This is a genomic window from Roseateles sp. GW835-FHT13E02, from assembly GCF_058794035.1.
In genome coordinates this window covers 20,214-42,372 of the sequence record NZ_JBXAGJ010000011.1, presented here as the reverse complement: position 1 = coordinate 42,372, position 22,159 = coordinate 20,214, and the positions used below count along the sequence as shown (strand labels likewise).

General features: G+C 66.1%; 15 protein-coding genes. 12 read left to right on the top strand and 3 right to left on the bottom strand.

Annotation, left to right across the window (positions count from 1 at the left end; genetic code table 11):
• The first annotated feature begins 105 nt into the window (after positions 1–105).
• Both AC1Q6P_RS12335 and AC1Q6P_RS12330 read left to right on the top strand, forming a co-directional pair.
• Positions 106–762 (top strand): response regulator transcription factor, encoded by a 657-nt coding sequence (locus AC1Q6P_RS12335; RefSeq protein WP_102770362.1) that lies wholly within the window; start codon positions 106–108, stop codon positions 760–762.
• Positions 759–2,111 (top strand): sensor histidine kinase, encoded by a 1,353-nt coding sequence (locus AC1Q6P_RS12330; RefSeq protein WP_492664108.1) that lies wholly within the window; start codon positions 759–761, stop codon positions 2,109–2,111. Before AC1Q6P_RS12335 ends, AC1Q6P_RS12330 begins: the two co-directional genes overlap by 4 nt.
• Before the next feature lie 68 nt (positions 2,112–2,179).
• Here the strand turns inward: AC1Q6P_RS12330 and AC1Q6P_RS12325 are convergent, their stop codons facing one another.
• The 3 genes from AC1Q6P_RS12325 to AC1Q6P_RS12315 all read right to left on the bottom strand — a co-directional run bounded on the left by AC1Q6P_RS12325 (position 2,180) and on the right by AC1Q6P_RS12315 (position 5,751).
• Positions 2,180–3,466: an ABC transporter substrate-binding protein gene (locus AC1Q6P_RS12325; protein WP_492664107.1), complete on the bottom strand. Its 1,287-nt coding sequence runs from the start codon at positions 3,464–3,466 to the stop codon at positions 2,180–2,182.
• 117 nt (positions 3,467–3,583) lie between these two features.
• Positions 3,584–5,056 (bottom strand): sensor histidine kinase, encoded by a 1,473-nt coding sequence (locus tag AC1Q6P_RS12320; protein ID WP_492664106.1) that lies wholly within the window; start codon positions 5,054–5,056, stop codon positions 3,584–3,586.
• The gene (locus AC1Q6P_RS12315) at positions 5,053–5,751 is read right to left on the bottom strand and encodes a response regulator transcription factor (protein ID WP_102770463.1); all 699 of its coding nucleotides are present in this window, start codon (positions 5,749–5,751) and stop codon (positions 5,053–5,055) included. The genes AC1Q6P_RS12320 and AC1Q6P_RS12315 overlap by 4 nt, the downstream gene beginning before the upstream one ends.
• A gap of 168 nt (positions 5,752–5,919) precedes the next feature.
• Here AC1Q6P_RS12315 and AC1Q6P_RS12310 point away from each other — a divergent pair, with 168 nt between their 5' ends.
• The 10 genes from AC1Q6P_RS12310 to AC1Q6P_RS12265 all read left to right on the top strand — a co-directional run bounded on the left by AC1Q6P_RS12310 (position 5,920) and on the right by AC1Q6P_RS12265 (position 22,142).
• Positions 5,920–8,706 carry a TonB-dependent receptor gene (locus tag AC1Q6P_RS12310; RefSeq protein ID WP_492664105.1) on the top strand — a complete coding sequence of 929 codons (2,787 nt, stop codon included), beginning with the start codon at positions 5,920–5,922 and terminating at the stop codon, positions 8,704–8,706.
• A 167-nt stretch (positions 8,707–8,873) separates the two neighbouring features.
• Complete coding sequence (locus AC1Q6P_RS12305; RefSeq protein ID WP_492664104.1) at positions 8,874–11,444, top strand: cellulase family glycosylhydrolase; 2,571 nt, start codon at positions 8,874–8,876, stop codon at positions 11,442–11,444.
• An 83-nt stretch (positions 11,445–11,527) separates the two neighbouring features.
• A complete protein-coding gene (locus AC1Q6P_RS12300; protein WP_492664103.1) occupies positions 11,528–14,089 on the top strand; it encodes a glycoside hydrolase family 3 protein in 2,562 nt (853 codons plus the stop codon).
• Positions 14,090–14,091: 2 nt separating this feature from the next.
• A complete protein-coding gene (locus AC1Q6P_RS12295; protein WP_492664102.1) occupies positions 14,092–15,474 on the top strand; it encodes a GH1 family beta-glucosidase in 1,383 nt (460 codons plus the stop codon).
• The gene (locus AC1Q6P_RS12290; protein WP_492664101.1) at positions 15,471–16,760 is read left to right on the top strand and encodes an ABC transporter substrate-binding protein; all 1,290 of its coding nucleotides are present in this window, start codon (positions 15,471–15,473) and stop codon (positions 16,758–16,760) included. The genes AC1Q6P_RS12295 and AC1Q6P_RS12290 overlap by 4 nt, the downstream gene beginning before the upstream one ends.
• Positions 16,761–16,774: 14 nt before the next feature.
• The gene (locus tag AC1Q6P_RS12285; protein WP_492664100.1) at positions 16,775–17,698 is read left to right on the top strand and encodes a carbohydrate ABC transporter permease; all 924 of its coding nucleotides are present in this window, start codon (positions 16,775–16,777) and stop codon (positions 17,696–17,698) included.
• A 17-nt stretch (positions 17,699–17,715) separates the two neighbouring features.
• Positions 17,716–18,603: a carbohydrate ABC transporter permease gene (locus AC1Q6P_RS12280; RefSeq protein ID WP_492703200.1), complete on the top strand. Its 888-nt coding sequence runs from the start codon at positions 17,716–17,718 to the stop codon at positions 18,601–18,603.
• Between the two features lie 11 nt (positions 18,604–18,614).
• Complete coding sequence (locus AC1Q6P_RS12275) at positions 18,615–19,724, top strand: ABC transporter ATP-binding protein (protein WP_171826291.1); 1,110 nt, start codon at positions 18,615–18,617, stop codon at positions 19,722–19,724.
• Between the two features lie 40 nt (positions 19,725–19,764).
• On the top strand, positions 19,765–21,291 hold the full coding sequence (locus AC1Q6P_RS12270; RefSeq protein WP_492664098.1) for a tryptophan halogenase family protein: 1,527 nt from the start codon (positions 19,765–19,767) through the stop codon (positions 21,289–21,291).
• Positions 21,288–22,142, top strand: a complete 855-nt coding sequence (locus AC1Q6P_RS12265) for an endonuclease/exonuclease/phosphatase family protein (RefSeq protein ID WP_492703198.1) — start codon at positions 21,288–21,290, stop codon at positions 22,140–22,142. Before AC1Q6P_RS12270 ends, AC1Q6P_RS12265 begins: the two co-directional genes overlap by 4 nt.
• The last annotated feature ends 17 nt before the right edge of the window (positions 22,143–22,159 follow it).

The window sequence follows — 22,159 nt, the reverse complement described above, 5'->3', positions numbered from 1 at the left end:
AAGTGCCTGAGCGGCGCCACGGCTCATTGCCGTGGTGCCCGTCTGAAGCTGAGCTGAAGTGGGGCGCTCTCCACAGTGCTACCGTTGCAGCAGGAGGTAAGGCGCATGCGTCTGATGCTGCTTGAAGATGACGACACCTTGGGCGAGGGCTTGAGCGAGTTCCTGCGCCTGGAGGGCCATCTGGTGGATTGGTTCCAGAGCCTGCGCGACGCGCAACTGGTGATCAGCGAACCCTACGACCTGCTGCTGGTCGATTGGCAACTGCCCGATGGCTCCGGGGTTGACTGGATCCGCCAGCTGCGCGCGCGCGGCCTCGGGCTGCCCATCGTCGTGCTCACTGCCAAGGACCGGCTCAGCGAGCGCATCCAGGGACTGGACAGCGGCGCCGATGATTACCTGGTCAAGCCATTTCAACCGGAAGAGCTGGCAGCGCGCATCCGTGCCCTGCAGCGGCGTTCGCTGTCGCAAGGTGCACAGCGTCGGCGCCTGTCCGCGGAGGTGGACATGGATCTGGCGGCCAAATGCGTGTACCGAGGCGACCAACGCGTGGACCTGACCGCACGGGAATGGACGCTGCTGGAGGCTTTGGTGAATCGCGCGGGCCGGGTGGTGTCCAAATCCGATCTGGAGGCCTTGACCCAAGGCTTCGAGGGCGAGGCAGCCAGCAATGTGGTCGAAGTACATGTCTTCAATCTGCGGCGCAAGCTGGGGCGTGCGTTGATCGAGACCGTGCGCGGCCTCGGCTATCGGGTCAGCCCATGACGACGAGCACGCTGCCCAGCTTGCGGGCCGAACTCTCGCGCAGCCTGTGGTGGATCAGCGCCGCCTGGCTGCTGACCGTGCTGCTGAGCGTGGTGTGGGTGGTGCGTCACGAGGCCGAGGAGTTGATGGACGAGGCTTTGCGCGAATCTTCGGAGCTGATCTATGGTCTGCTGAAGCAGGGCGTCCGCCTGCCCGACGAGCTGCAGGGTCAGGTCTTGCCCGCGCCGCCGCACAAGGAGCATCTGGTCTGGCAACTGCTGGACAGCCGCTCTGCCCAGGTGCTGCGCCGCTCCCATATGGCGCCGGCGCGCGCCTTGTTGATGCCAACGCGCCGCGGCCTTTTTGATGCGCCGGGCGGTTGGCGGCTTTATGCCATACCCATGCCGGACGGCCACAGCACCTTGCTGGTGGCCCAGACTCGGGCCGAGCGCCTGGAATCGCGTTACGGCGCGCTCCTCGCACTACTGGCTGCGGCCCTGGCGGTCAGTGCGTTCTGGGCGGCACTGCTGAGCCGGCGCGTGCGGGCCACCTTGCAGCCGCTGGCGGCCTTGGGCACGCAGATCCAGGCTTACGACCCTATGCGCGCCGAGACCGATCTGCCTCCAGCCAGCCGGGCGGAGCTGCTGCCGGTGCGCAGCGCCATCCATGAGCTGGGCCAGCGTCTGGCCTTGCGGGTTCGCCATGAGCAGGCCTTTGCCGCACATGCCGCCCATGCCTTGCGCACCCCGCTGGCCGGCATGGACGCACAACTGGCCTTGGCTCAGCGTGAGGCCGACGAAGCCTCGCGGCCCCGCATCCTGCGCGCTCGGGCCGCGGCCGAACGGCTCAAGCGCGTGGTTTCGTCCCTGCTGCTGATGTTCCGCAGCGGGGCGGAGCTGGATGTGCAGGACCTGAGTCTGGGTGATCTGGCCGACCTGGCTCAGCGTTTGCCCCTGGATCAGCTGCAACTGCATGTCCAGGCTCCGGCGGACCGAACAGTTCCAGTGCGTGCCGATCCCAATCTGCTCAGCGCTGCCTTGGCCAATCTGCTGGACAACGCCCTGCGTCACGGTGCCGAGCAGGCCTGGCTGAGCCTGCAACTGGAGGCGGACGGCATGGTCCGCTTGCGCCTGCGTGACGACGGTCCGGGCGTGGATGCGGATCGCCTGGCCCAGTTGCAAGCCGGCCTGAATCAACCTGAAGACGCGGCTGCGGTCGGCCTGGGCCTGCGCCTGGCCCAGTTGGTGGCGCAAGCGCACGGCGGCTGCTTGAGCCTGGAGATCCCAGCTGCGACGGGCGGCCGCGGGCCCCGCGGTTTCGCGGTATGCCTGCAATGGCCGTCCAGAGGCCCGGGATCGCGCGCCGGCTAGCCGCGATCCAGGGCTGGGAACCCGCGGGAAGCTGACTCAGCCCATGGCTTGTCCCGCAGCGCTGGCGCCTATTGCCTGCGGCTGGCTTCGACCATGCGCTTCATGGCCTCGGCCGTGCTCATTTTGTCGCTGTTCCAGAACTGGCTGACCACGTCCTTGAGCGCCCACTCGATGGACGAGGGCGCCGCCATGCCGTTGGCGATCGAGGGCAGCAGCGAGGCCTGCTTGGCGGCGGTGCTGAACTCTTGCGCCGAGGCCTTGGCGCAGTCGTCGAAGCGGTCCATCTTCATGCCCAAGCGCACCGGGATGCTGCCCTTGCTGAGGTTGAAGGCCTCCTGGAACTCGGGCGACATGACGGCGCTGGCCAGGTCTTTCTGCGCCGCGCTGTTGGCCGGGTTCTTGAGCTTGAACATGGCGAAGGAGTCCACCACATAGATGAAGCTCTTGGCCGTGCCGGGCGCCGGGGTGCAGATGAAGCCTTTGCCTGGCTGGCTGCCGGCGGCGAGGAACTCGCCCTTGGCCCAATCGCCCATCAGCTGCATGGCCGCCTCGCCCTTGATCACCATGGCTGTGGCCAGGTTCCAATCCCGCCCCGGGGCATTGCGGTCGGTGAAGGGTTTGATGCGTTTGTAGGTGCTGAGCACCTTGTCCATGGTCGGACTGTTCAGCGCGCTGGCCTCGCGCAGCACAAAGGCCTGGCGGTAGAACTCGGCGCCGCCCACGCCCAGGGTCACGGTCTCCAGCAGGGTCAGGTCTTGCCAGCTCTGCCCGCCATGGGCCAGGGCGATCACGCCGGCCTTCTTCAGGGTTTCGGCGGCGGCAAAGAACTCGTCCCAGCTGCTGGGTACCTTGGCGCCCACGCGGGCAAACACTGCCGGATTGACCCAGAGCCAGTTGACCCGGTGCACATTGACTGGCACGGCGATGTAGTCGCCCCGGTACTTCATTTGGTCGCTGACGACCTGGGGCAGCAGCTCGTCCCAGCGTTCGGCCCGGGCCACTTCGTTGATGCTGGTCAGCACGCCCTCGCGGGCCCAGGCCTGCAGGGAGGGGCCCTTGATCTGGGCGGCGGCCGGCGCATTGCCCGACACCACGCGCGAGCGCAGCACGGTGATGGCCGAGTCGCCGCCGCTGCCTGCGACGGCAAAGTCCTTCCAGCTGTGGCCCTTGGCCTGCATGCTGGCCTTGAGCGCCTGGGCCGCCCGCGCCTCGCCGCCGCTGGTCCACCAGTGCAGAACCTCGATCTCGCCGGCGCGGGCAGCGGGCAAAGCCGTGGCCAGCGTCAGCAGCAGGGCGCCCAGCAGTCGCGAACGACTCACGGTCAGCCGCTGCGCGCGGGCGGGATTCAGTTTCATTGGCGGGTCCCCATCTGGGGCCGAGTGCTGCGGCATGCAATCCGCGAGCCCTGGCCTCCATTAATTATTAACACAGCATTAACATTTTGCCTTCAAGGCAAGGTCTCGGTCAGCGGGCTATCCCTGAACCGCTGTCGGCAGGGTGACGCGCACCAGGGCGCCGAAGGGGGCTTGCGCCTGCACTGGCCGCAAGCACACGCGGCCGGCATGGCGCTCGACGATCTCGCGCACGATGGCCAGGCCCAGGCCGCAGCCGGTGCCGTCGTGCGTGGCGCGCACAAAGCGCTCGAACACATGCTCGCATTCGCTCTCGGGCAGGCCGGGGCCGTTGTCTTCGACCTCGACGATGGCCTGGCCGTCGCTGAGCTCCACCCGCACGGTGACGCTGGCGCCGCGGCCGGCATAGCGGATGGCGTTGTCGATCAGATTGAACAGGGCCTCGCGCAAGAGCGACTCGAAACCGCGCGCCGGGCAGCGGCTGCAGGACTCGGCCGCCTCGAAGCCGAGGTCGATGCCGGCGGCGAGCGCGCGCGGCACCATCTCAGTGGTCAGCTCGCGCGCCAGCTGGCGCAGGTCCAGGGTGCTGCGCGCCTGCTGGCTGGCCGATTCGGGCTCAGCTCGCGCCAGGCTCAGCAACTGGTTGACCAGATGGGCGCTGCGCGTGGCGCTGCTGTGCACCAGCTGCAGGCGGGCCCTCAGGGTGGGGTCCTGCGCGTCCAGCAGGGCCAGCTCGGTCTGGCTCTTGAGGCCGGCCAGGGGCGTGCGCAGCTGGTGGGCGGCGTCGCTGATGAAGCGCTTTTGCGCCACCACATTGTGGTTGACCTCGACCAGCAAGCTGTTCATGGCCAGGGCCAGAGAGCGCACCTCGGGTGGTGCGTCGGTGATCTTGATTGGCGTCAGGTCATTGGCCGCCCGGCCCTCGACCTGGCTTTGCAGCACGGCCAGCGGCCGCAGCCCGGTGCGCACGCCGGCCCAGACGATCATGGTCATCAAGGCCATCAGGGCCGACAGGGGCAGCACGGTGTCGAGCAGGATTTGCCGGGCCAGGGCTTCGCGGTTGGTGCTGGAGCGGGCCACCTGGACCAGCATGCTTTGGCCCGGCGAATCGGGTGTGCCGTAGCGCAGCAGCAGGGCGGCCACGCGCAGGCGCTGCGGCTCGCTGCTGGCCGCAGCGCCGCTGGCGACGGCCTCCGGCGCTGCTGCAGCGTCATTCGCCGCCAGCTTGCCGTTGTAGAAAAACGGTTCGCCGTAGACCGGCTTGGCGCCGCGGGGCAGGGGCGGAAGATTGCGGTTGCCCAGGATGAACTGGCCCGGCGGCATGCTGACGGTGTAGAGCACGCGGTCGCTGGGATCGGCCTCCAGAATGTCTTGCGCTGCGCGCGGAAAATCGATGAACAGGCCGTTGTCCAGGGGCTTGACCTGGCGCGCCAGCGTGCGCGAGGTTTGCGAGAGGCTGGCGTCGATGGTGGCGTTGGCGTAATGCTCGGCCAGTTTGTAGGTGAACAGCGCCGCTGCCAGCCACAGCACCACCTGCGGCATCAAGAGCCAGACAAAGAGCTGCCGGTGCAGGGAGCGCGCGCTGGTGCTCATGGCGTGGCGGGCGCGCCGCCGGCACTGCTTTCTGCTTCCAGCAAATAACCGAGACCCCGCACGGTGCGGATCTGCAGACCCGAGCCTTCCAGTTTGCGACGCAGGCGGTGGATGTAGACCTCGACGGAATTGCCGCCACCGTTCTCGCCCCGGTCTTGCGCCCAGGCGGCCACGATCTGCTCCTTGGTGACCACGCGGTCACGCTCCTGCAGCAGCAGGTCCAGCAGCAGCCATTCACGCGGGCTCAGCTCAAGGGCCTCGCCTTGCACGCTGGCGCGCCGGGCGGCGCGGTCAAAGCTCAGCTGTGCCAGGTCTTGCCCTGCGGCCGCCACCGGCCGGCCGCGGCGCAGCAGGGCATGGAGCCGCGCCTGCAGTTCCGGGAAATCAAAGGGCTTGGTCAGGTAATCGTCGGCGCCGGCGTTCAGGCCGGAGACGCGGTCGTCCAGGCTGTCCAGCGCGGTCAGCACCAGCACCGGCAGGCCGCGACGTGCAGCGCGAAGGCGCTTGAGCACGGTCAGGCCGTCGACCATGGGCAGGCCCAGGTCGAGGATGGCGATGTCAAACGGGTTCTTGAGCAGGAGGTACTCGGCCACGGCGCCATTGGGCGCATGTTCGACCTCGAAGCCGCTGCGCCGCAGTTGCACGGTCAGGGCATCGGCCAGGATGGCATCGTCTTCAGCAAGCAGAAGGTTCATGGTGGCAGCCTGTGCGGATTTCATCCATCCGCGGGTTAATACGGAATTAATAAAACATTAATTTCGTTAAGAATTCGTTTGAGTTTCAGCGATTCATAACAGGGCAGTGTAATGTCCGATCGCTGCAGCGGATGCCTTGCTCAAGGTCTTCACAGGAGACAAACCGACATGAAGAATTCCCCGCAGTTCAGCTCAGCGTGCCGGCCCGGTGCCGCTTGGCAGATTCGTCCCGTCGCCGCCGCCTGCGCCAGCCTGCTGTTTGCAGCCCAGGCGGCCCAAGCTCAGCTGGCCCCGCCAGCCGCTCCGGCCTCGGCGCCCGCCCAAGCCCAGCCCACGGCCGATGGTCGCCAGCAGCTGGAGGCGGTGGTCGTCAGCGGCATCCGTCGCGGCATCGAAGCCTCGGTGGCTTCCAAGCGCAACTCCGATTCCATCGTCGAGGTGATCTCGGCCGAGGACATTGGCAAGCTGCCCGATGTGAGCATCGCCGACTCGCTCTCGCGCTTGCCGGGCCTGACCGCCCAACGCGTCGACGGCCGCGCTCAAGGCATCCAGGTGCGTGGCCTGGCGGGCAACTATGCCGGCACCTTGCTCAACGGCCGCGAGATGGTCAGCACCAGTGACAACCGCGGTGTGGAGTTCGACCAGTTCCCTTCCGAGCTGCTGAGCGCCGTCAAGGTTTACAAGACGCCCGACGCCAGCTTGGTGGGCCAGGGCCTGGCCGGCACCATCGACATGCAGACGGTTCGCCCGCTCAACTTCGGCAGCCGCCAGCTGGTGCTCAGCGGCCGCGCCGAGCACAACTCCAATGGCCAGGTCACGCCTGGGCCGGGCGCCAATGGCAAGCGCCTGAGTGCTTCCTACATCGATCAATTTGCCGACCGCACCATCGGCCTGGCCGTGGGCTTCGCCCACCTCGATTCGCCGGGGCAGGAAACGCACTACAAATCCTGGTGGTGGGCCGATACCGGCCCTTGGGGTGACCAGGTGCCTGGCGTGCCCAAGGGCGTGGCCACGCTCAACGGTTTTGAAGACACGGTGACGGCCTCCAAGCAGGTGCGCAATGGCCTGATGGCGGCGCTCGAGTACAAGCCGAACGACCGATTCCACAGCGTGCTCGATCTGTACTACAGCAAGTTCGAACAGCGCCGCAACTACCGCGCCCTGATGTCGAATCTCGGCGCCACCTGGAATGCGGCCACCGAGCCGGTCTACTCCAATGTCAAGGTCGGCGAGGTCAATGGCGACCAGTTCGTGACCCAGGCCACCATCGGCAATCTGAAGCCGGTGCATTTGAGCCAGTACAACACCCGCGACGACGACATCGCCGCCTTTGGCTGGAACAACAAATGGAAGCTGGGCGACAGCTGGGTGGCGGCGGCCGACCTCAGCTACTCGCGAGCCAAGCGCCAAGAACAGTTCATGGAGTTGAGCGCCGGCGCGCCCGGCACCACCTCGTTGGACATCAATGTGCAGACCGGCAGCGGCATCTCCCAGGTCACCACGCAATTCAACTATGCCGACCCGAACAAGCTGCTGCTTAGCGACCCGGGCGGTTGGGGGCGCGATGGCCGCAGCAATTACCCAATGTCCAAGGACGAGATCAAGGCCCTGCGCCTCTCGGCCAAGCGCGAGCTGACGGGTGTCTTCAGCAGCATGGAGCTGGGCCTGAACCTGAATGAGCGGGTCAAGAACGTAGACATGGTCGAGTATCAGCTCAACCTGAAGAACAACCGCGCGCCGATTGCCGTGCCGGCCAGCTTTCTGCTGGGCAACAGCTCCCTGGGATTCGGTGGCATTCCGGCCATCCTGTCCTATGACGTGATGGGCGTGAAGGATGCGCTCTACACCCAGACCGAGATCGGCGCCGATCAGACATTTGCCCGCCACTACGGTGTGTCCGAGAAGGTCAACACCGCCTATGTTCAAGGCAATATCGACACCAGCCTGTTTGGTCACCCGCTGCGCGGAAATCTGGGTCTGCAGTATGTGCGCACCCAGCAGGAGTCCAATGGCTTTGTCTGGGACGGCAGCAAGGCCGTGCCCATCACCGGTGGCACGAGCTACGGCCAATGGCTGCCCAGCCTGAACCTGGTGTCGGAGTTGCCGGCCAACACCATTGTTCGTTTTGGCCTGGCACGCTCCAACGCCCGCCCGCGCATGAATGACATGCGTGCCGGCTTCACCGGCGTGGGCGTGGACGCGACCACCAAGACCTGGAACGGCAGCGGCGGCAACCCGACCCTCAAGCCCTGGCTGGCCGATTCGGTGGATCTGGCTTTCGAGAAGTACATCGGCAAGCGCAGCTATCTGTCCTACGCCATCTTCCACAAACACTTGCTGAACTTCATCGGCTCGGGCACGGTGCAGTACGACTTCACTGGCTTCCCCAACACCGGCAAGCCGCCCGTGGTGCCGATCAGCAATATCGGCAACCTGACCACCTTGCAGAACGGCAATGGCGGTATGGTGGCCGGCTATGAGGTGGCTGCCTCGCTGGAAGCGGCCATGCTGACGCCAGCCCTCGACGGCTTCGGCGTGGTGCTGAGCTACTCCAACACCCGCAGCAATCTGAACGACGACGGCTTCAAGAACGGCATCGATGGGTTGTCCGGCGTGGTGCGCAGCATGACGGGCTACTACGAGAAGAACGGCTTCTCGTTCCGTGTCAGCCAGCGCTATCGCTCGGACTACAGCGCCAAGACGCGCGGCATCTTCTACTCCGAGGCGATCAGCAATATCAACTCGGAAAAGGTGACTGATATGCAGATCGGCTATAGCTTCGAGACCGGCAGCTTCAAGGGCCTGGGTCTGCTGCTGCAGGTCAACAACCTGACCGATGAGCCCTATCGCACCAGCGTCAGCGTCGGCAATGCCAAGAACCCGGACAACCTGATGCCCGAGCGCTACACGACCTACGGCCGCCAAATCTTGCTGGGCGCGAGCTACAAGTTCTGAGCTTTCTTTTGACAAGGCCCGAGCCTGTGCCGATCCCTTTTGGCGGCTCGGTCGGCTCGGTCGGCTTGCCGCCCGCCCTGGCCGGTGTGGCCCTGGACTCCGAGTCTCGACACCGTCGGGCGGTTGCAGGGTCGCCCGACGGCCTGTGAAGAAGCAATGGAAACCCCATGACACCGATCCTTCCCCGTCGTTCTGTCGCCGCAGTCCAGGGCGCCATTCCTGCTTTGTGCCTCATGGCGGTGCTGGCTTTGCCGGCCTGCGGTGGCGGCGCTTCGGGCGGCAGCCCGGTGACACCCGAGCCGAGCGTACCGGTCGAGGAGGGCCTCACCTTCCTGCGTGCCCAGGGCGCGCAATGGGTCAAGGCCAGTGGCACGCCGGTCGCCCTCAAGGGCACCAATCTGGGCAACTGGTTGGTTCAGGAGTTCTGGATGATGGAGCAGGGCGCCGCTGGTGTGGTGGACCAGTGCACGCTGGAGGCCAAGCTGAGTGAGCGTTTCGGCCGCGCCGAAAAGGAGCGCTTGATCGCGCTGTTCCGCGACAACTGGATGAAGGAACGCGACTGGGACCAGCTCAAGGCCTTTGGCTTCAACCTCGTGCGCCTGCCGATTCTCTGGAGCGTGATCGAGGACGAGGCCCAGCCCAAGACTCTGCGCGCCGATGCCTGGAAGTACCTGGATGGGGCGATTGCCGAGGCCAAGAAGCGCGGCATCTATGTGATCCTCGATCTGCACGGCGCCGTGGGTGGGCAGACGCCCAATGACCACACCGGTTGTTCGGGCCAGAACAAGTACTGGAGCAGCAGCGAGTACCAAGACCGGACGAAATGGCTCTGGGAGCAGATCGCCACCCGCTACAAGGACGAGCCGGTGGTGGCCGCCTATGACCCGCTCAACGAGCCCTGGGGTTCGACGCCCGAGGACATGGCCGCACGTGTCACCGAGCTCTACCACACCATCCGCAAGGTCGACAGCAAGCACATCGTCATGCTGCCCAGTCACTACGGCAATATCGAGGTCTACGGCGACCCGGCGGCCAAGGGTATGAGCAATGTGGCCTTCGAGCTGCACCCCTATCCCGGCCTCTTCGGAGACCGTCCCAACGATTCCGCCTACGACATCCACCGCGATTGGTTGCGCTGCGGCCCGCAAGGGCAGGGCGGCATCTGTGAGTGGAGCAAGAAGATCACGACGCTGAAAACGCCGCTGTTGATGGGGGAGTTCCAGCCCTGGCAGGGCGCAGGACTTGAACTGGGGGGCAAGCTGGGTCGTGCCACCTATGACAGCTATGCCGCCAAGGGCTTTGCCGCCACCAGTTGGTCCTACAAGATCGTCAGCGCCCAGGGCGGCCATGGCCGCGGCACCTGGGGCCTGGTGACCAATGCCGTGGACAGCAGCAAGGACAGTGGGCTGGGCTTGCTGGCCAAGGCCAGCAGCTGGGATTGCGCCGGCTGGAACAGCAGCCTGGCCAAGGCCTGCGCACGCAGCCCTGTGAGCATCAAGGTCGGCGGCAGCGGCGCCAAGACTTTTTACCTGGTCGTCAAGACCGGCGCGACCGGCAATGGCCGGCCCGATGTCAGCTACGACAAGCTCAGCTTGGTGAACGAGGCCACGCAGACCGAAGTGTTGAGCAATGGAGGTTTCGGCAGCAGCCAAGGCTGGACCCCGCTCAAGATCAGCGGCAGCTTGAATCTGGATTTCAATGCCCGCGACGCAGGCCAGACCCCGACCGGCGGCGAGGGTGCCGTCTTGCGCGTCACTCGGCCGGCGGGCGTGAGCGGTGACATCAACGGTGCCATCGTTCAGGCGGTGACTCTGCAAGGCGGGCAGAGCTACCGCTTCAACGGTGTGTTCAAGGACAACGGCAGCGTGGAAAGCTGGGCCGAGGTCTATCTGCTGGCCCAGCCGCCGGTCGACGGCAAGGATGTGCTCGAGCCCAGCGGCAAGCTGGACTTCAACACGGCGTCCCTGGCCGAGATCGAAGCCCTGTTCAAGAGCTTTGGCACTCAGGCTTTGGAGCCTCATCCGGGCTTGCTGCAGCAGCTGAACGGAACGGGCACCACGCTCTACACCTTGCCCGCACGTCCGACCGGGCTCAAGCTCAGCACCAGCAGTGCCGGCGTCAGCTTGAGCTGGGCGGCCAATGCCGAAGCGGACCTCAGCGGCTACAAGGTCTATCGCAGCACGCAGCCCGGCGACAGCGCCAAGGCGGTGCTGCTGGCCGAGGGCTTGAAGACGCCTGCCTATGTCGACAGCACGGCCCAGCCCGGTCAGCGCTACTTCTACACCGTGGCCGCGACCGACCCTGAGGACGAAAGCTATCGCAGCGACGAGCTCGGCAGCAACAGCGAGGCGGTCGCCTTGCCGGCCCGCATCGAGGCCGAGGCTTACACGGCCATGTCCGGCATCCAGCTGGAAGACTGCAGCGATGTGGGCGGCGGCAAGAATGTGGGCCACTTCGAACCCGATCGTTTCATCGAGTTCAAGGTCTCGGTGGCCAGCGCGGCCAACTTTGTCATCGACTACCGCCTGGCATCGGCCAATGGCAGCAGCGGCTTCGAAGTCTGGCTGGGCGAGAGCAAGCTGGACAGCCTGGCGGTGCCCAACACCGGTGGCTGGCAGACCTGGAAGACCTACACCAGCCCGGTGATCCGCATCCCGGCTGGCACGCACAGCCTGCGCATCAAGTCGGTCGGCAAGGAATGGAACATCAACTACATCGAGGTGAAGGCCGCGAACTGAGGGTAAGGCGCGATAGGGAGCTGCCGGGGTCTGCCCGGATACTCCAGTCGAGCACCTGAACGCGATCTTTGAGGGAACGACCCATGCATCCAGCTTCAGCTCCTGTCCGTCGGCATGTGCCCAGCCTCCTGGCTTGCGCAGCTGCCTTGCTCTGTTCCACCGGCCTGGCTGAGGCCGCGCCGCGTGTGCTGAAAGACTGGCCCGCCGTGAAGAGCGCGGTCGCCGCCGACCCGGCCATGGAGGCGCGCATCCGGGCCATCGTCGCCGGCATGAGCCTGGCGGAGAAGGTCGGGCAGATGACCCAGCCCGAGATCAAGTACATCACGCCCGAGGAGGCGGGCCGTCATCACATCGGCTCGGTGCTCAATGGCGGCGGTGCCTGGCCGGGCAACAAGCGCGAGGCTTCGGTCGCCGATTGGCTCGCCTTGTCCCAGGCCTACCACGAGGCCTTGATGTCCAGCGGCGCACGCACCCCCATCCCCATCATCTGGGGCACGGATGCCGTGCACGGCCATGGCAATGTGCGTGGCGCCACCTTGTTCCCGCACAACATCGGCCTCGGTGCCGCGGGTGACGCGGCCCTGGTGGAAGAGATCGGGGCGGCCACGGCGCGCGCGGTGCGCGCCACCGGCATCCAGTGGGTGTTCGCGCCCACCCTGGCCGTGGCCCAGGATGCGCGTTGGGGGCGCACCTACGAGAGCTTTTCCGCGGATCCGATGGTGGTGGCGCGCCTCGGTGCCGCTTCGGTGCGCGGTCTGCAAGGCCAGCTCGGCGACAGCAGTCGGGTCGTCGCCACCGCCAAGCATTTCATCGGCGACGGCAGCACCGAGTTCGGCCGTGACCAGGGCCACAGCCAGGTCAGCCGCGCGCAGATGATCAATGTGCACGGCCAGGGCTACTACGCCACCCTGGCCACCGGCGTGCAAACAGTCATGGCCTCCTTCCACAGCTGGACCGATGTGGGCGCCAAGCCAGCCAGCAAGGACTACGGCAAGATGCATGGCAGCCATGAGTTGCTGACCGTGGCCTTGAAAGAAAAGATGGGTTTTGACGGCCTGGTCGTGTCCGATTGGAACGGCATCAGCCAGGTGCCAGGCTGCCGCGACAGCAGCTGCCCGCAGGCCATCAAGGCCGGCATCGACATGGTGATGGTGCCCGAGGACTGGCGCGCCTTCATCCAGAACACCATCGCCCAGGTCGAGCGTGGCGAGATCCCGATGTCGCGCATCGACGATGCCGTGACCCGCATTCTGCGCGTCAAGATGCGGGCCGGTCTGTTTGAAACCTCGCCGCGCCAGAGCGCCGTGGCCGGCAAGCCGGAGGCCTTGCTGGCCCGAGACCTGGCCCGCCGTGCGGTGCGCCAAACCCTGGTGCTGCTGAAGAACGAGCGTGCCGCGCTGCCGCTGGCCCAGGGCAAGCGCATCCTGGTGGTGGGCAAGAGCGCCGACAACCTGGCCAACCAGGCCGGCGGCTGGAGCATGACCTGGCAGGGCACGGACACACAGAACGCCGATTTCCCGGCCTCGCAGTCCATCCTGTCCGGCATTCGTGAAAAGGCCGGTGCCGCCACGCTGAGCTTCAGTGCCGATGGCCGCGGCGTGGACCCGAGCCAGTTCGATGCCGTGATCGCCGTCATCGGCGAGACGCCTTACGCCGAAGGTGTGGGCGACATCTCGCCCTCCAGCACCTTGCAACACAGCCGCCGCTACCCGGAAGACCTGGCGGTGCTGCGCGCCGTCAGCGGTCGCGGTGTGCCGGTGATCAGCGTCTTCCTGAGCGGCCGCACGGTCTATGCGAACGACTTGCTGAATCTGTCGGACGCCTTCGTCGCCGCCTGGCTGCCGGGCAGCGAGGGTGCGGGCGTGGCCGATCTGCTGTTCAAGAACGCGGCCGGCCAGGTGGCCCATGACTTCCGTGCCAAGCTGCCTTTTGCCTGGCCCTCGGCGCCTTGCGTCAGCGCCAAGAGCCAGCCCCTGTTCAAGCCGGGCTATGGCCTCAGCTATGCCAAGCCGGGCACCGTGCGGCAGCTGCCGGTCAGCGAACGCAGCGGCGGTTGTGATGTGTCCAAAGAGCTGCTGATCTTCCGCCAGACGGGGCAGGGCCCCTACCAGATGCATGTGGGCAGCCCCAGCGGCGCCTGGCCCAACCGCGGCCTCGGCTCCGACCTCAATGCCGTGCTGGAAGCCCCGGCCGAGCAGCCCGCCATTCGGGTCTCGACCACCCAGATCAACACCCAGCAGGATGCCAAGCGCCTGGTCTGGATGGGGCCGGCCACCTTCCACATCGGCTCCAACCAGCAAGCCGACCTGACCGTCTACCCCGCACCTGCTCTGGTGTTTGACCTGCTGCCGGAGCAGGCGCCGCAGCGCCCCGTGCGCCTGCGCATGGAATGCGGCCCGGGCTGTGGCGGCACGCTGGATCTGCAGCGCGTGATCAGCGCCTTGCCCACCGGGCAGCGCCACAGCCTGAAGATCCCGCTCGCCTGCTTCGCCGCCCAAGGTGCGGACCTGAGCCGCATCGGCGCGCCCTTCAGCCTGACGGCCGACGCCCCGTTTGCCGCCGCCTTCGCCCACATCCGCGTGCGTGCCGGCGCGGCCCAAGAGCCCGATGCTTTGAGCTGCACCCAATTTTCTCCCGCTCCCTGATCATGAACTTCAAGACCGACCCCAGCCACAGCGGCGCCAGCGTTCTGCGCCGCGACTTTCCCAGCGATTTCCGCTGGGGCTGTTCCACCTCCTCCTACCAGATCGAAGGCGCGGCGCAGGAAGACGGCCGTGGCGAATCCATCTGGGACCGTTTCTGCAGCGAACCCGGCCGCATCCGCGACGGCAGCAGCGGCGCTGTGGCCTGTGACCATTACCACCGCTGGCCCGAAGACCTGGACATGGCAAAGCAGCTGGGCGTGAACGCCTACCGCTTCTCCATCGCCTGGCCGCGCCTGCTGCCGCAGGGCCGCGGTGCCGTCAATGAAAAGGGTTTGGATTTCTATTCCCGCCTGGTGGACGGCATGCTGGAGCGCGGCCTGCAACCCTGGGCCACGCTCTACCACTGGGACCTGCCCCAGGCCCTGCAAGAGCAGGGCGGTTGGGCCAACCGGGCCACGGTCGACGCCTTTCTTGAGTACACGGAACTGGTGACGCGCCGCCTGGGCGACCGGGTCAAGCACTGGATCACCCACAACGAACCCTATTGCACCGCCTTCCTCGGCAACTTCGAAGGCAACCATGCGCCGGGCCTGAAGGACCACAAGACCGCCTTGCTGGTCTGCCACCACCTGCTGCTCTCGCATGGCCGCGCCGTGCCGCTGATCAAGCGCATGGTGCCTGGCGCGCAGGTCGGCATCACCCTGAGCCTGCACCCGATCTCGCCGGCCAGCGACAGCGCCGAGGATGCCGCCGCCGCGATCCGCCACGACGGCCTGCGCAACCGCTGGTTCCTGGACCCGCTGCACGGCCGCGGCTACCCCGCGGATGTCCTGGCCTTGCTGGGGGCGGATGCGCCGCAGCTGCTCAGCAATGACTTGCGCGAGATCGCCACGCGCACCGATTTCCTGGGCGTCAATTACTACTTCCCTGAGCGGATAGAGAACGCCCCGGGCGTGGCGCCCATCGCCACCCGCGTGGTCGAGACGCCCGGCGTGGAGCGCACCGCCTTCGGCTGGGAGGTGGACCCGGAAGGCATGGTCACCCTGCTGACCCGCATCCAGCGCGACTACGCGCCCAAATGCGTCTACCTGACCGAGAACGGCTCGACCTTCGAGGACGAGCTGCTGCCCGACGGCCGTGTCGAGGATGCACAGCGCCGCAGCTATCTGCAGCGCCATCTCGCGGCTGCCCAGCGGGCCATGGCTGCCGGCGTGCCCTTGAAAGGCTATTTCGCCTGGAGCTTGCTCGACAACTTCGAGTGGGCCGAGGGCTATCTGCGCCGCTTCGGCCTGGCCTACGTCGACTTTGAAACCCAGCAACGTACCCTGAAGGCCAGCGGCCAGTGGTATGCCCAGTTCCTGCAGCCTGGAGAGACGGACCGATGAAACACGCGAACCTTGTCTGGGGCAAGCTGGCCCTCTTGCTCGCCGCAACTGGCGCCGCTGCGGTGGTGCAGGCGCAGACCAAGCCTGCTGCGACTCCTGTTACCACGGCCGCTGCGGCACCTTTGAAGGCCGAAGTCATCCACTGGTGGACCTCGGGTGGCGAGTCGGCCGCCGTCAAGGCCCTGGCCGATGCCTACAGCGCCGCGGGCGGCGCCTGGAAGGACACGGCCGTGGCCTTGGGTGAGCAGGCGCGCTCGGTGGCCATCAACCGAATCGTTGGTGGCAACCCGCCGACGGCGGCCCAGTTCAACACCTCCAAGCAGTTCCTCGATGTGGTGGATCAGGGGCTCTTGAATCATGTGGATGAAGCGGCCGCCGCCGGCAAGTGGGAGCAGGTGCTGCCGGAGACCGTGCTCAAGGTCATCAAGGTCAAGGGCCACTTCTACGCCGCGCCGGTCAACATCCACATGCCGGCCTGGATCTGGACCTCCAAGGCCGCCTTCAAGAAGGCCGGCATCACGGCCGAGCCCAAGACCATGGACGAGCTCTTTGCCGCGCTCGACAAGCTCAAGGCCGCCGGCCTGATCGGCCTGGCCCATGGCGGCCAGCCCTGGCAGGACAACACGGTGTTTGCTGCCGTGCTCAGCAATGTCGGCGGCCGCGAGCTCTACCTCAAGGTCATGCGCGACCGCGACCCCAAGGCCATCATGTCGCCCGAGTTCAAGAATGTGCTGCTGAGCTTCAAGCGCCTGCAGAGCTATGTGGACAAGGGCTCGCCGGGCCGCAACTGGAACGACGCCACCGCCTTGCTGATCAATGGCAAGGCCGGTGTGCAGTTCATGGGCGACTGGGCCAAGGGCGAGTTCGCCCTGGCCAAGCAGGAGGCCGGGCGCGACTACGGCTGCATCGCCGGCTTCGGCCCCAACTCGCCCTACATCATCCAGGGCGATGTCTTGGTCTTCCCCAAGACCAACCAGCCCGAGGCCATCAAGGCCCAGAAGCTGCTGGCCACCGTGGCCACCACGCCGGCCACGCAAATTGCCTTCAGCATCAAGAAGGGCTCCATCCCGGCGCGCAGCGATGTCGATGCCAGCCAGCTCGACATCTGCGGCCAGCAGGGCGTGGCCATCATGAAGGACAAGTCGCGCCACCTGGGCAATGGCGAGGTCTACCTGACGCCGGATCAGAACGGCGCCATGCAGGACATCGTGACCGCCTACTGGAACCGCAACATCCCGGTTGAGAAGGTGCAAAAAGACCTGATCGCCGCCCTCAACAACAACTGAGGGCACAGGCGCTGATGTCTCGCAAGAACCGCTCTTCGAATCGAGCTTCTCGGCTCCGTGGTCTGACGCCCTGGGCCGCCCTGCTGCCCATGGCGCTGACCGTGCTGCTGGGCTATCTGGGCGCGGTGCTCTGGACGCTGCGCGTGTCCCTGAGCAGCTCGCGCACCTTTCCCAAGGACGACTTCGTTGGACTGGCCCAGTACGAGCGCCTGTTTGGCAACGAGCGCTGGCTGCTCTCGCTGGAGAACCTCGCGGTCTACGGCCTGCTCTTCATCGGCGCCTGCATGGTGATTGGCTTCTTGCTGGCCGTGTTCATCGACCAGAAGGTGCGCGGCGAGGGCCTCTTGCGCACCATCTTTCTCTACCCCTACGCCATGTCCTTTGTGGCCACCGGTCTGGTCTGGCAATGGGTGCTCAATCCCACCGACGGCATCCAGCAGGCGGTGCGGCAGATGGGCTTCGAGAACTTCACTTTCGACTGGATCATCGACCAGGACATGGTGATCTACACCGTGGTGATCGCCTCGGTCTGGCAGGCCTCGGGCCTGGTGATGGCGCTGCTGCTGGCTGGCTTGCGCGGCATTGATGAAGACATCTGGAAAGCCGCCCGCATCGATGGCATCAAGCCCTGGCGTGTCTACCTGTCCATCGTCCTGCCCATGCTGGGTGCTTCGTTTGCCACCGTCTTCGTGCTGCTCTTCACCGCAGCGGTCAAGGTGTTCGACGCGGTGGCGGCCATGACCCAGGGCGGGCCCGGCACGGCCAGCGATGTGCCGGCCAAATTCATCATGGACCACCTCTTTGGCCGCGCGAATGTGGCCCTGGCCTCGGCCGGCGCCATCGTGCTGCTGCTGACCGTGCTGGCCCTGGTGGCGCCGTTTTTCTACGCCCGCAGCCGTGCTCGAAGCGCTGGGGCTGTGAAGGGGAAGGGCGCATGAGCCACTCTGCTGTCACGATGAAAACTCAAGCCGCCCGACGCGCCCAGGCGCGCGGTCGCTTCAATCCGGCCCGCTGGGGCATCTACGCCTTCTTGGTGACGGCGGCCCTGTTCTTCCTGGCCCCGCTCTACATCATGCTGGTCACCTCCTTCAAGACCATGGAGGAGATCCGACTGGGCCAGCTCTTTGCGCTGCCCTTGAATGCCACGCTCGAGCCCTGGCGAGCGGCCTGGAGCGAGGTCTGCACGGGCGTGTCCTGCGAGGGCATCAGCGCGGGCTTTTGGAACTCGGTCGCCATCGTGGTGCCCAGCACCATCCTGCCGGTCTTGATCGGCGCCTTGAACGGCTACGCGCTGAGCTTCTGGCGGCCACGCGGCGCCAACGTGCTCTTCGGCATCCTGATGCTGGGCGCTTTCATTCCCGTGCAGGTGATGATTTACCCGCTGGTCAAGGTGATGGCGGCCGTGGGCCTCTACAGCTCGCTGCCGGGCATCGTGGCCGTGCACCTGATCTTCAGCATGCCGGTGATGACCTTGCTGTTTCGCAACTACTACAGCGCCATACCGCCGGAGCTGTTCAAGGCCGCGCGCATCGACGGTGGCGGCTTCTGGCGCATCTTTGTCCAGCTGATGCTGCCCATGTCCACACCCATCATCGTGGTGGCGGCCATCATGCAGGTGACCGGGGTCTGGAACGACTACATCCTCGGCCTGGTCTTCGCCGGCCGCGAGCATTTGCCGATGACGGTGCAGCTCAACAACGTGATCAACACCACCACCGGCGAGCGGCTCTACAACGTGAACATGGCGGCCACCATCCTCACCTCCATGGTGCCGCTGCTGGTTTATTTCGTCTCCGGACGCTGGTTTGTGCGCGGCATTGCGGCCGGTGCGGTCAAAGGTTGATTGAGAGAACAATGAGTACGACGACGAGCCCACAGCCCAAGAGTGGCGTCAGCATCCGCGATCTGTGCATCCGTTTTGACGGTCACGAGGTCATCAAGGGCCTGAACCTGGAGATCCACGAGGGCGAGTTCCTGGTCTTGCTCGGCCCCTCGGGCTGCGGCAAGTCCACCTTGCTGCACAGCATTGCCGGCCTGACGGAGTTCGAGAGCATTGCCGAAGGCACCGTGGAGATTGCCGGTCAGGACATGACTTTTGCCGACCCCAGCGAGCGCGGCATCGGCATGGTGTTCCAGTCCTATGCCCTCTACCCGACCATGACGGTGGAGAAGAACATGTCCTTCGGCCTGCGTGTGGCCGGCTGCCCCAAGGACGAGGTGCAGCGCCGGGTGCAGCGGGTGGCGGCTATGTTGCAGCTGGAGCCGCTGCTGCAGCGCAAGCCGGGCCAGCTCTCCGGCGGCCAGCGCCAGCGCGTGGCCATCGGCCGCGCCCTGGTGCGAGAGGCGGCGGTGTTGTTGTTTGATGAGCCCCTGTCCAACCTCGACGCCAAGCTGCGCGCCGAGCTGCGCCGCGAGCTCAAGCTGCTGCACAAGAAGCTGGGCTCCACCATGATTTACGTCACCCACGACCAGGTGGAGGCCATGACTCTGGCCAGCCGCATCGTGGTGATGAAGGGCGGCGTGATCCAGCAGATCGGCGCGCCGACCGAGGTCTACGAGCGGCCGGCCAATCTTTTTGTGGCGGGTTTCCTGGGCGCGCCGGGCATGAATCTGGTGCCGGGTCAGCTCTCCGTGTCTGCGTCCGGCGAGGTGGGTTTGAGCGGTGCGCTGAGCGCCGATCTGGCTGCTTACCCCTTCCAGCAGCAACCGCACGACGGGCAGGCCGTGCTGCTGGGCATCCGCCCCGAGCATGTGCGCCTGGACCCGCAGGGCGCCTGGCGCGGCGTGGTCCATCTGATCGAGCCCATGGGCAACCATCAGGTGGTGTGGATCCAGTGCGGTGCGCAGCTGCTGGCCGCCATCGTCGAAGACCATGTGCAGCTGCAGCCCGATCAGGCCCTGAGCTTCCAGCTCGATCTGGCGCGCGCCTCCCTGTTCGATCAGTCCAGCGAGCAGCGGCTCTGAGCCACCGCGCCGCCTGCGAATCGCAAGGAACTTAGCCCCGATGTCCAGCTTGCCACTCTTGCGCCGCATCGTCATCGCCGGCGGTGGCACCGCCGGTTGGATGAGCGCCGCCGCGCTGTCCACCTTGCTGCCGCCGGGCTACGAGATCCACCTGGTCGAATCGGAGGAGATCGGCACCATCGGGGTGGGCGAAGCCACCATTCCGAACATCAAGAACTTCAATGCCGCACTGGGCCTCGATGAGAACGACTTCATCCGCGCCACCCAGGGCAGCTTCAAGATGGGCATCGAGTTCGTCCACTGGGGCCGGCTGGGTGAGCGCTACATCCACGGCTTTGGCAGCTTCGGCCAGGATTTCGGCAGCGTTGGTTTTCACCACCAATGGCTGCGCCTGCGCCGCGAAGGCCTGGCCTCGGCCCTGGACGATTACTCCATCAACACCAGCGCGCCGCGCCAGGCCAAGTTCATGCGCGCCCGGCCCGAGATGGCCGGCTCGCCGCTGGCCGACATCGCCTACGCCTACCAGTTCGACGCCGGCCTCTACGCCGCCTATCTGCGCCGGCATGCCGAGCAGCGCGGCGCGCGCCGCAGTGAGGGCCGCATCGTCGAGGTGCTGCGCGCGGCCGAAGACGGCCGCATCCGCGCCCTGCGCCTGGACAGCGGCGAGCAGATCGAGGGCGACTTTTTCCTCGACTGCACTGGCATGCGCGCCTTGCTGATGGGCCAGACCTTGGGCGTGGGCTTAGAAGACTGGTCACATTGGCTGCCCTGCGATCGCGCCTGGGCTGTGCCTTGTGAATCGGCCGGCCCCTTGCTGCCCATGACCCGGGCCACGGCCCACAGTGCCGGCTGGCAGTGGCGCATTCCGCTGCAGCACCGCACCGGCAACGGCCATGTGTTTGCCAGCCGCTTCATGGACGAGGGCGAGGCGCGCGATCTGCTGATGCGCCATCTCGACGGCAAGCCCCTGGCTGAGGCGCGCTCCATTCGCTTCCAGCCCGGGCGGCGGCACCAGGCCTGGCATCAGAACTGCCTGGCCGTGGGCCTGTCAGGTGGTTTCCTGGAGCCGCTGGAATCGACCAGCATCCACCTGATCCAGACCGCGCTGGCCCGGCTGATGAGTTTTTTCCCGCATGGCGGGCTCGACGCGGCCGACATTGCCGAATACAACCGCCAGACCCAGTTCGAATACGAGCGCATCCGCGACTTCATCATCCTGCACTACAAGGCCACGGCGCGGGACGACTCGCCGTTCTGGAATCACTGCCGCCAGATGGCCGTGCCCGAGACCTTGCAGCGCAAGATCGATCTGTTCTGCAGCAATGGCCGCATCGTGCGCGAGGCCGATGAGCTGTTCGCCGAGCTGAGCTGGCTGCAAGTGATGAATGGGCAGGGCCTGCAGCCGCGGGGCTACCACCCGCTGGCCGAGCAGACGCCCAAGGCCGAGGCGGTGGAGCTGCTCGATCACATCCGGCAGGTGATTGCGCGCTGCGTGCAGGTCATGCCCACGCAGGCCGCCTATATCGCCGAACATTGTCAGGCCCTCAGGCCAGGGAGCGGCACATGAGATGGATGTTGGCAGTTCTTGCCATGGTGGGCCTGCTGGCCTGCAATGTGAGTGCAGCGGCTGGGGCTGGCCCCAGCCCCAGCTTCCAGATCGCCACCTACAACCTGCGGCTGAATCTGGCCTCCGATGGGCCGAACGCCTGGCCCCTGCGGGCCGAGGCCGTCAAGGCCTTGATCCGGTATCACGAGTTCGATGTCTTCGGCACCCAGGAGGGCCTGCCCGAGCAGATCGACGAGTTGTCTCGCATGGACGAGTTTGCCCATGTCGGCGTGGGCCGCGACGACGGCAAGCGCGCCGGCGAGCACTCGGCCATCTTCTTTCGCAAGGCGCGCTTCGAGGCGCTCAGCAGTGGTGACTTCTGGCTCAGCCAGACGCCTGACGTTCCGTCCAAAGGCTGGGACGCGCGCTGCTGCAACCGTCTGGCCAGCTGGGTGCAGCTGCGCGACCGGGAGAGCCAGCGCCGCTTCTTCGTCTTCTCGGTGCACTTCGATCACGAGGGTGAAGTGGCCCGCAAGGAGTCGGCCAAGCTCTTGCTGCTCAAGGTCAAGGAGATTGCCGGCACAGCGCCGTTGATCTGCCTGGGCGACTTCAACTCGACCCCCGAGACCGAGCAGATCCAGCGCATGCAGGCGGCGCTGCGCGATGCCTACCGGGTCAGCCAGAGCCCGCCCTACGGCCCGGTCGGCACCTTCAACGCGTTCAAGATCGACGCGCCGATGACGGCACGCATCGACTACGTCTTTCTCAGCCCCGGCATCACGGTGCTCAAGTACGGCGTGCTCAGCGATTCGCAGGCCGGCCGTTTCCCGTCTGACCACCACCCGGTGCTGCTGCGCGTGCGCCTGGATTGATTGGACGCCGGCACCCG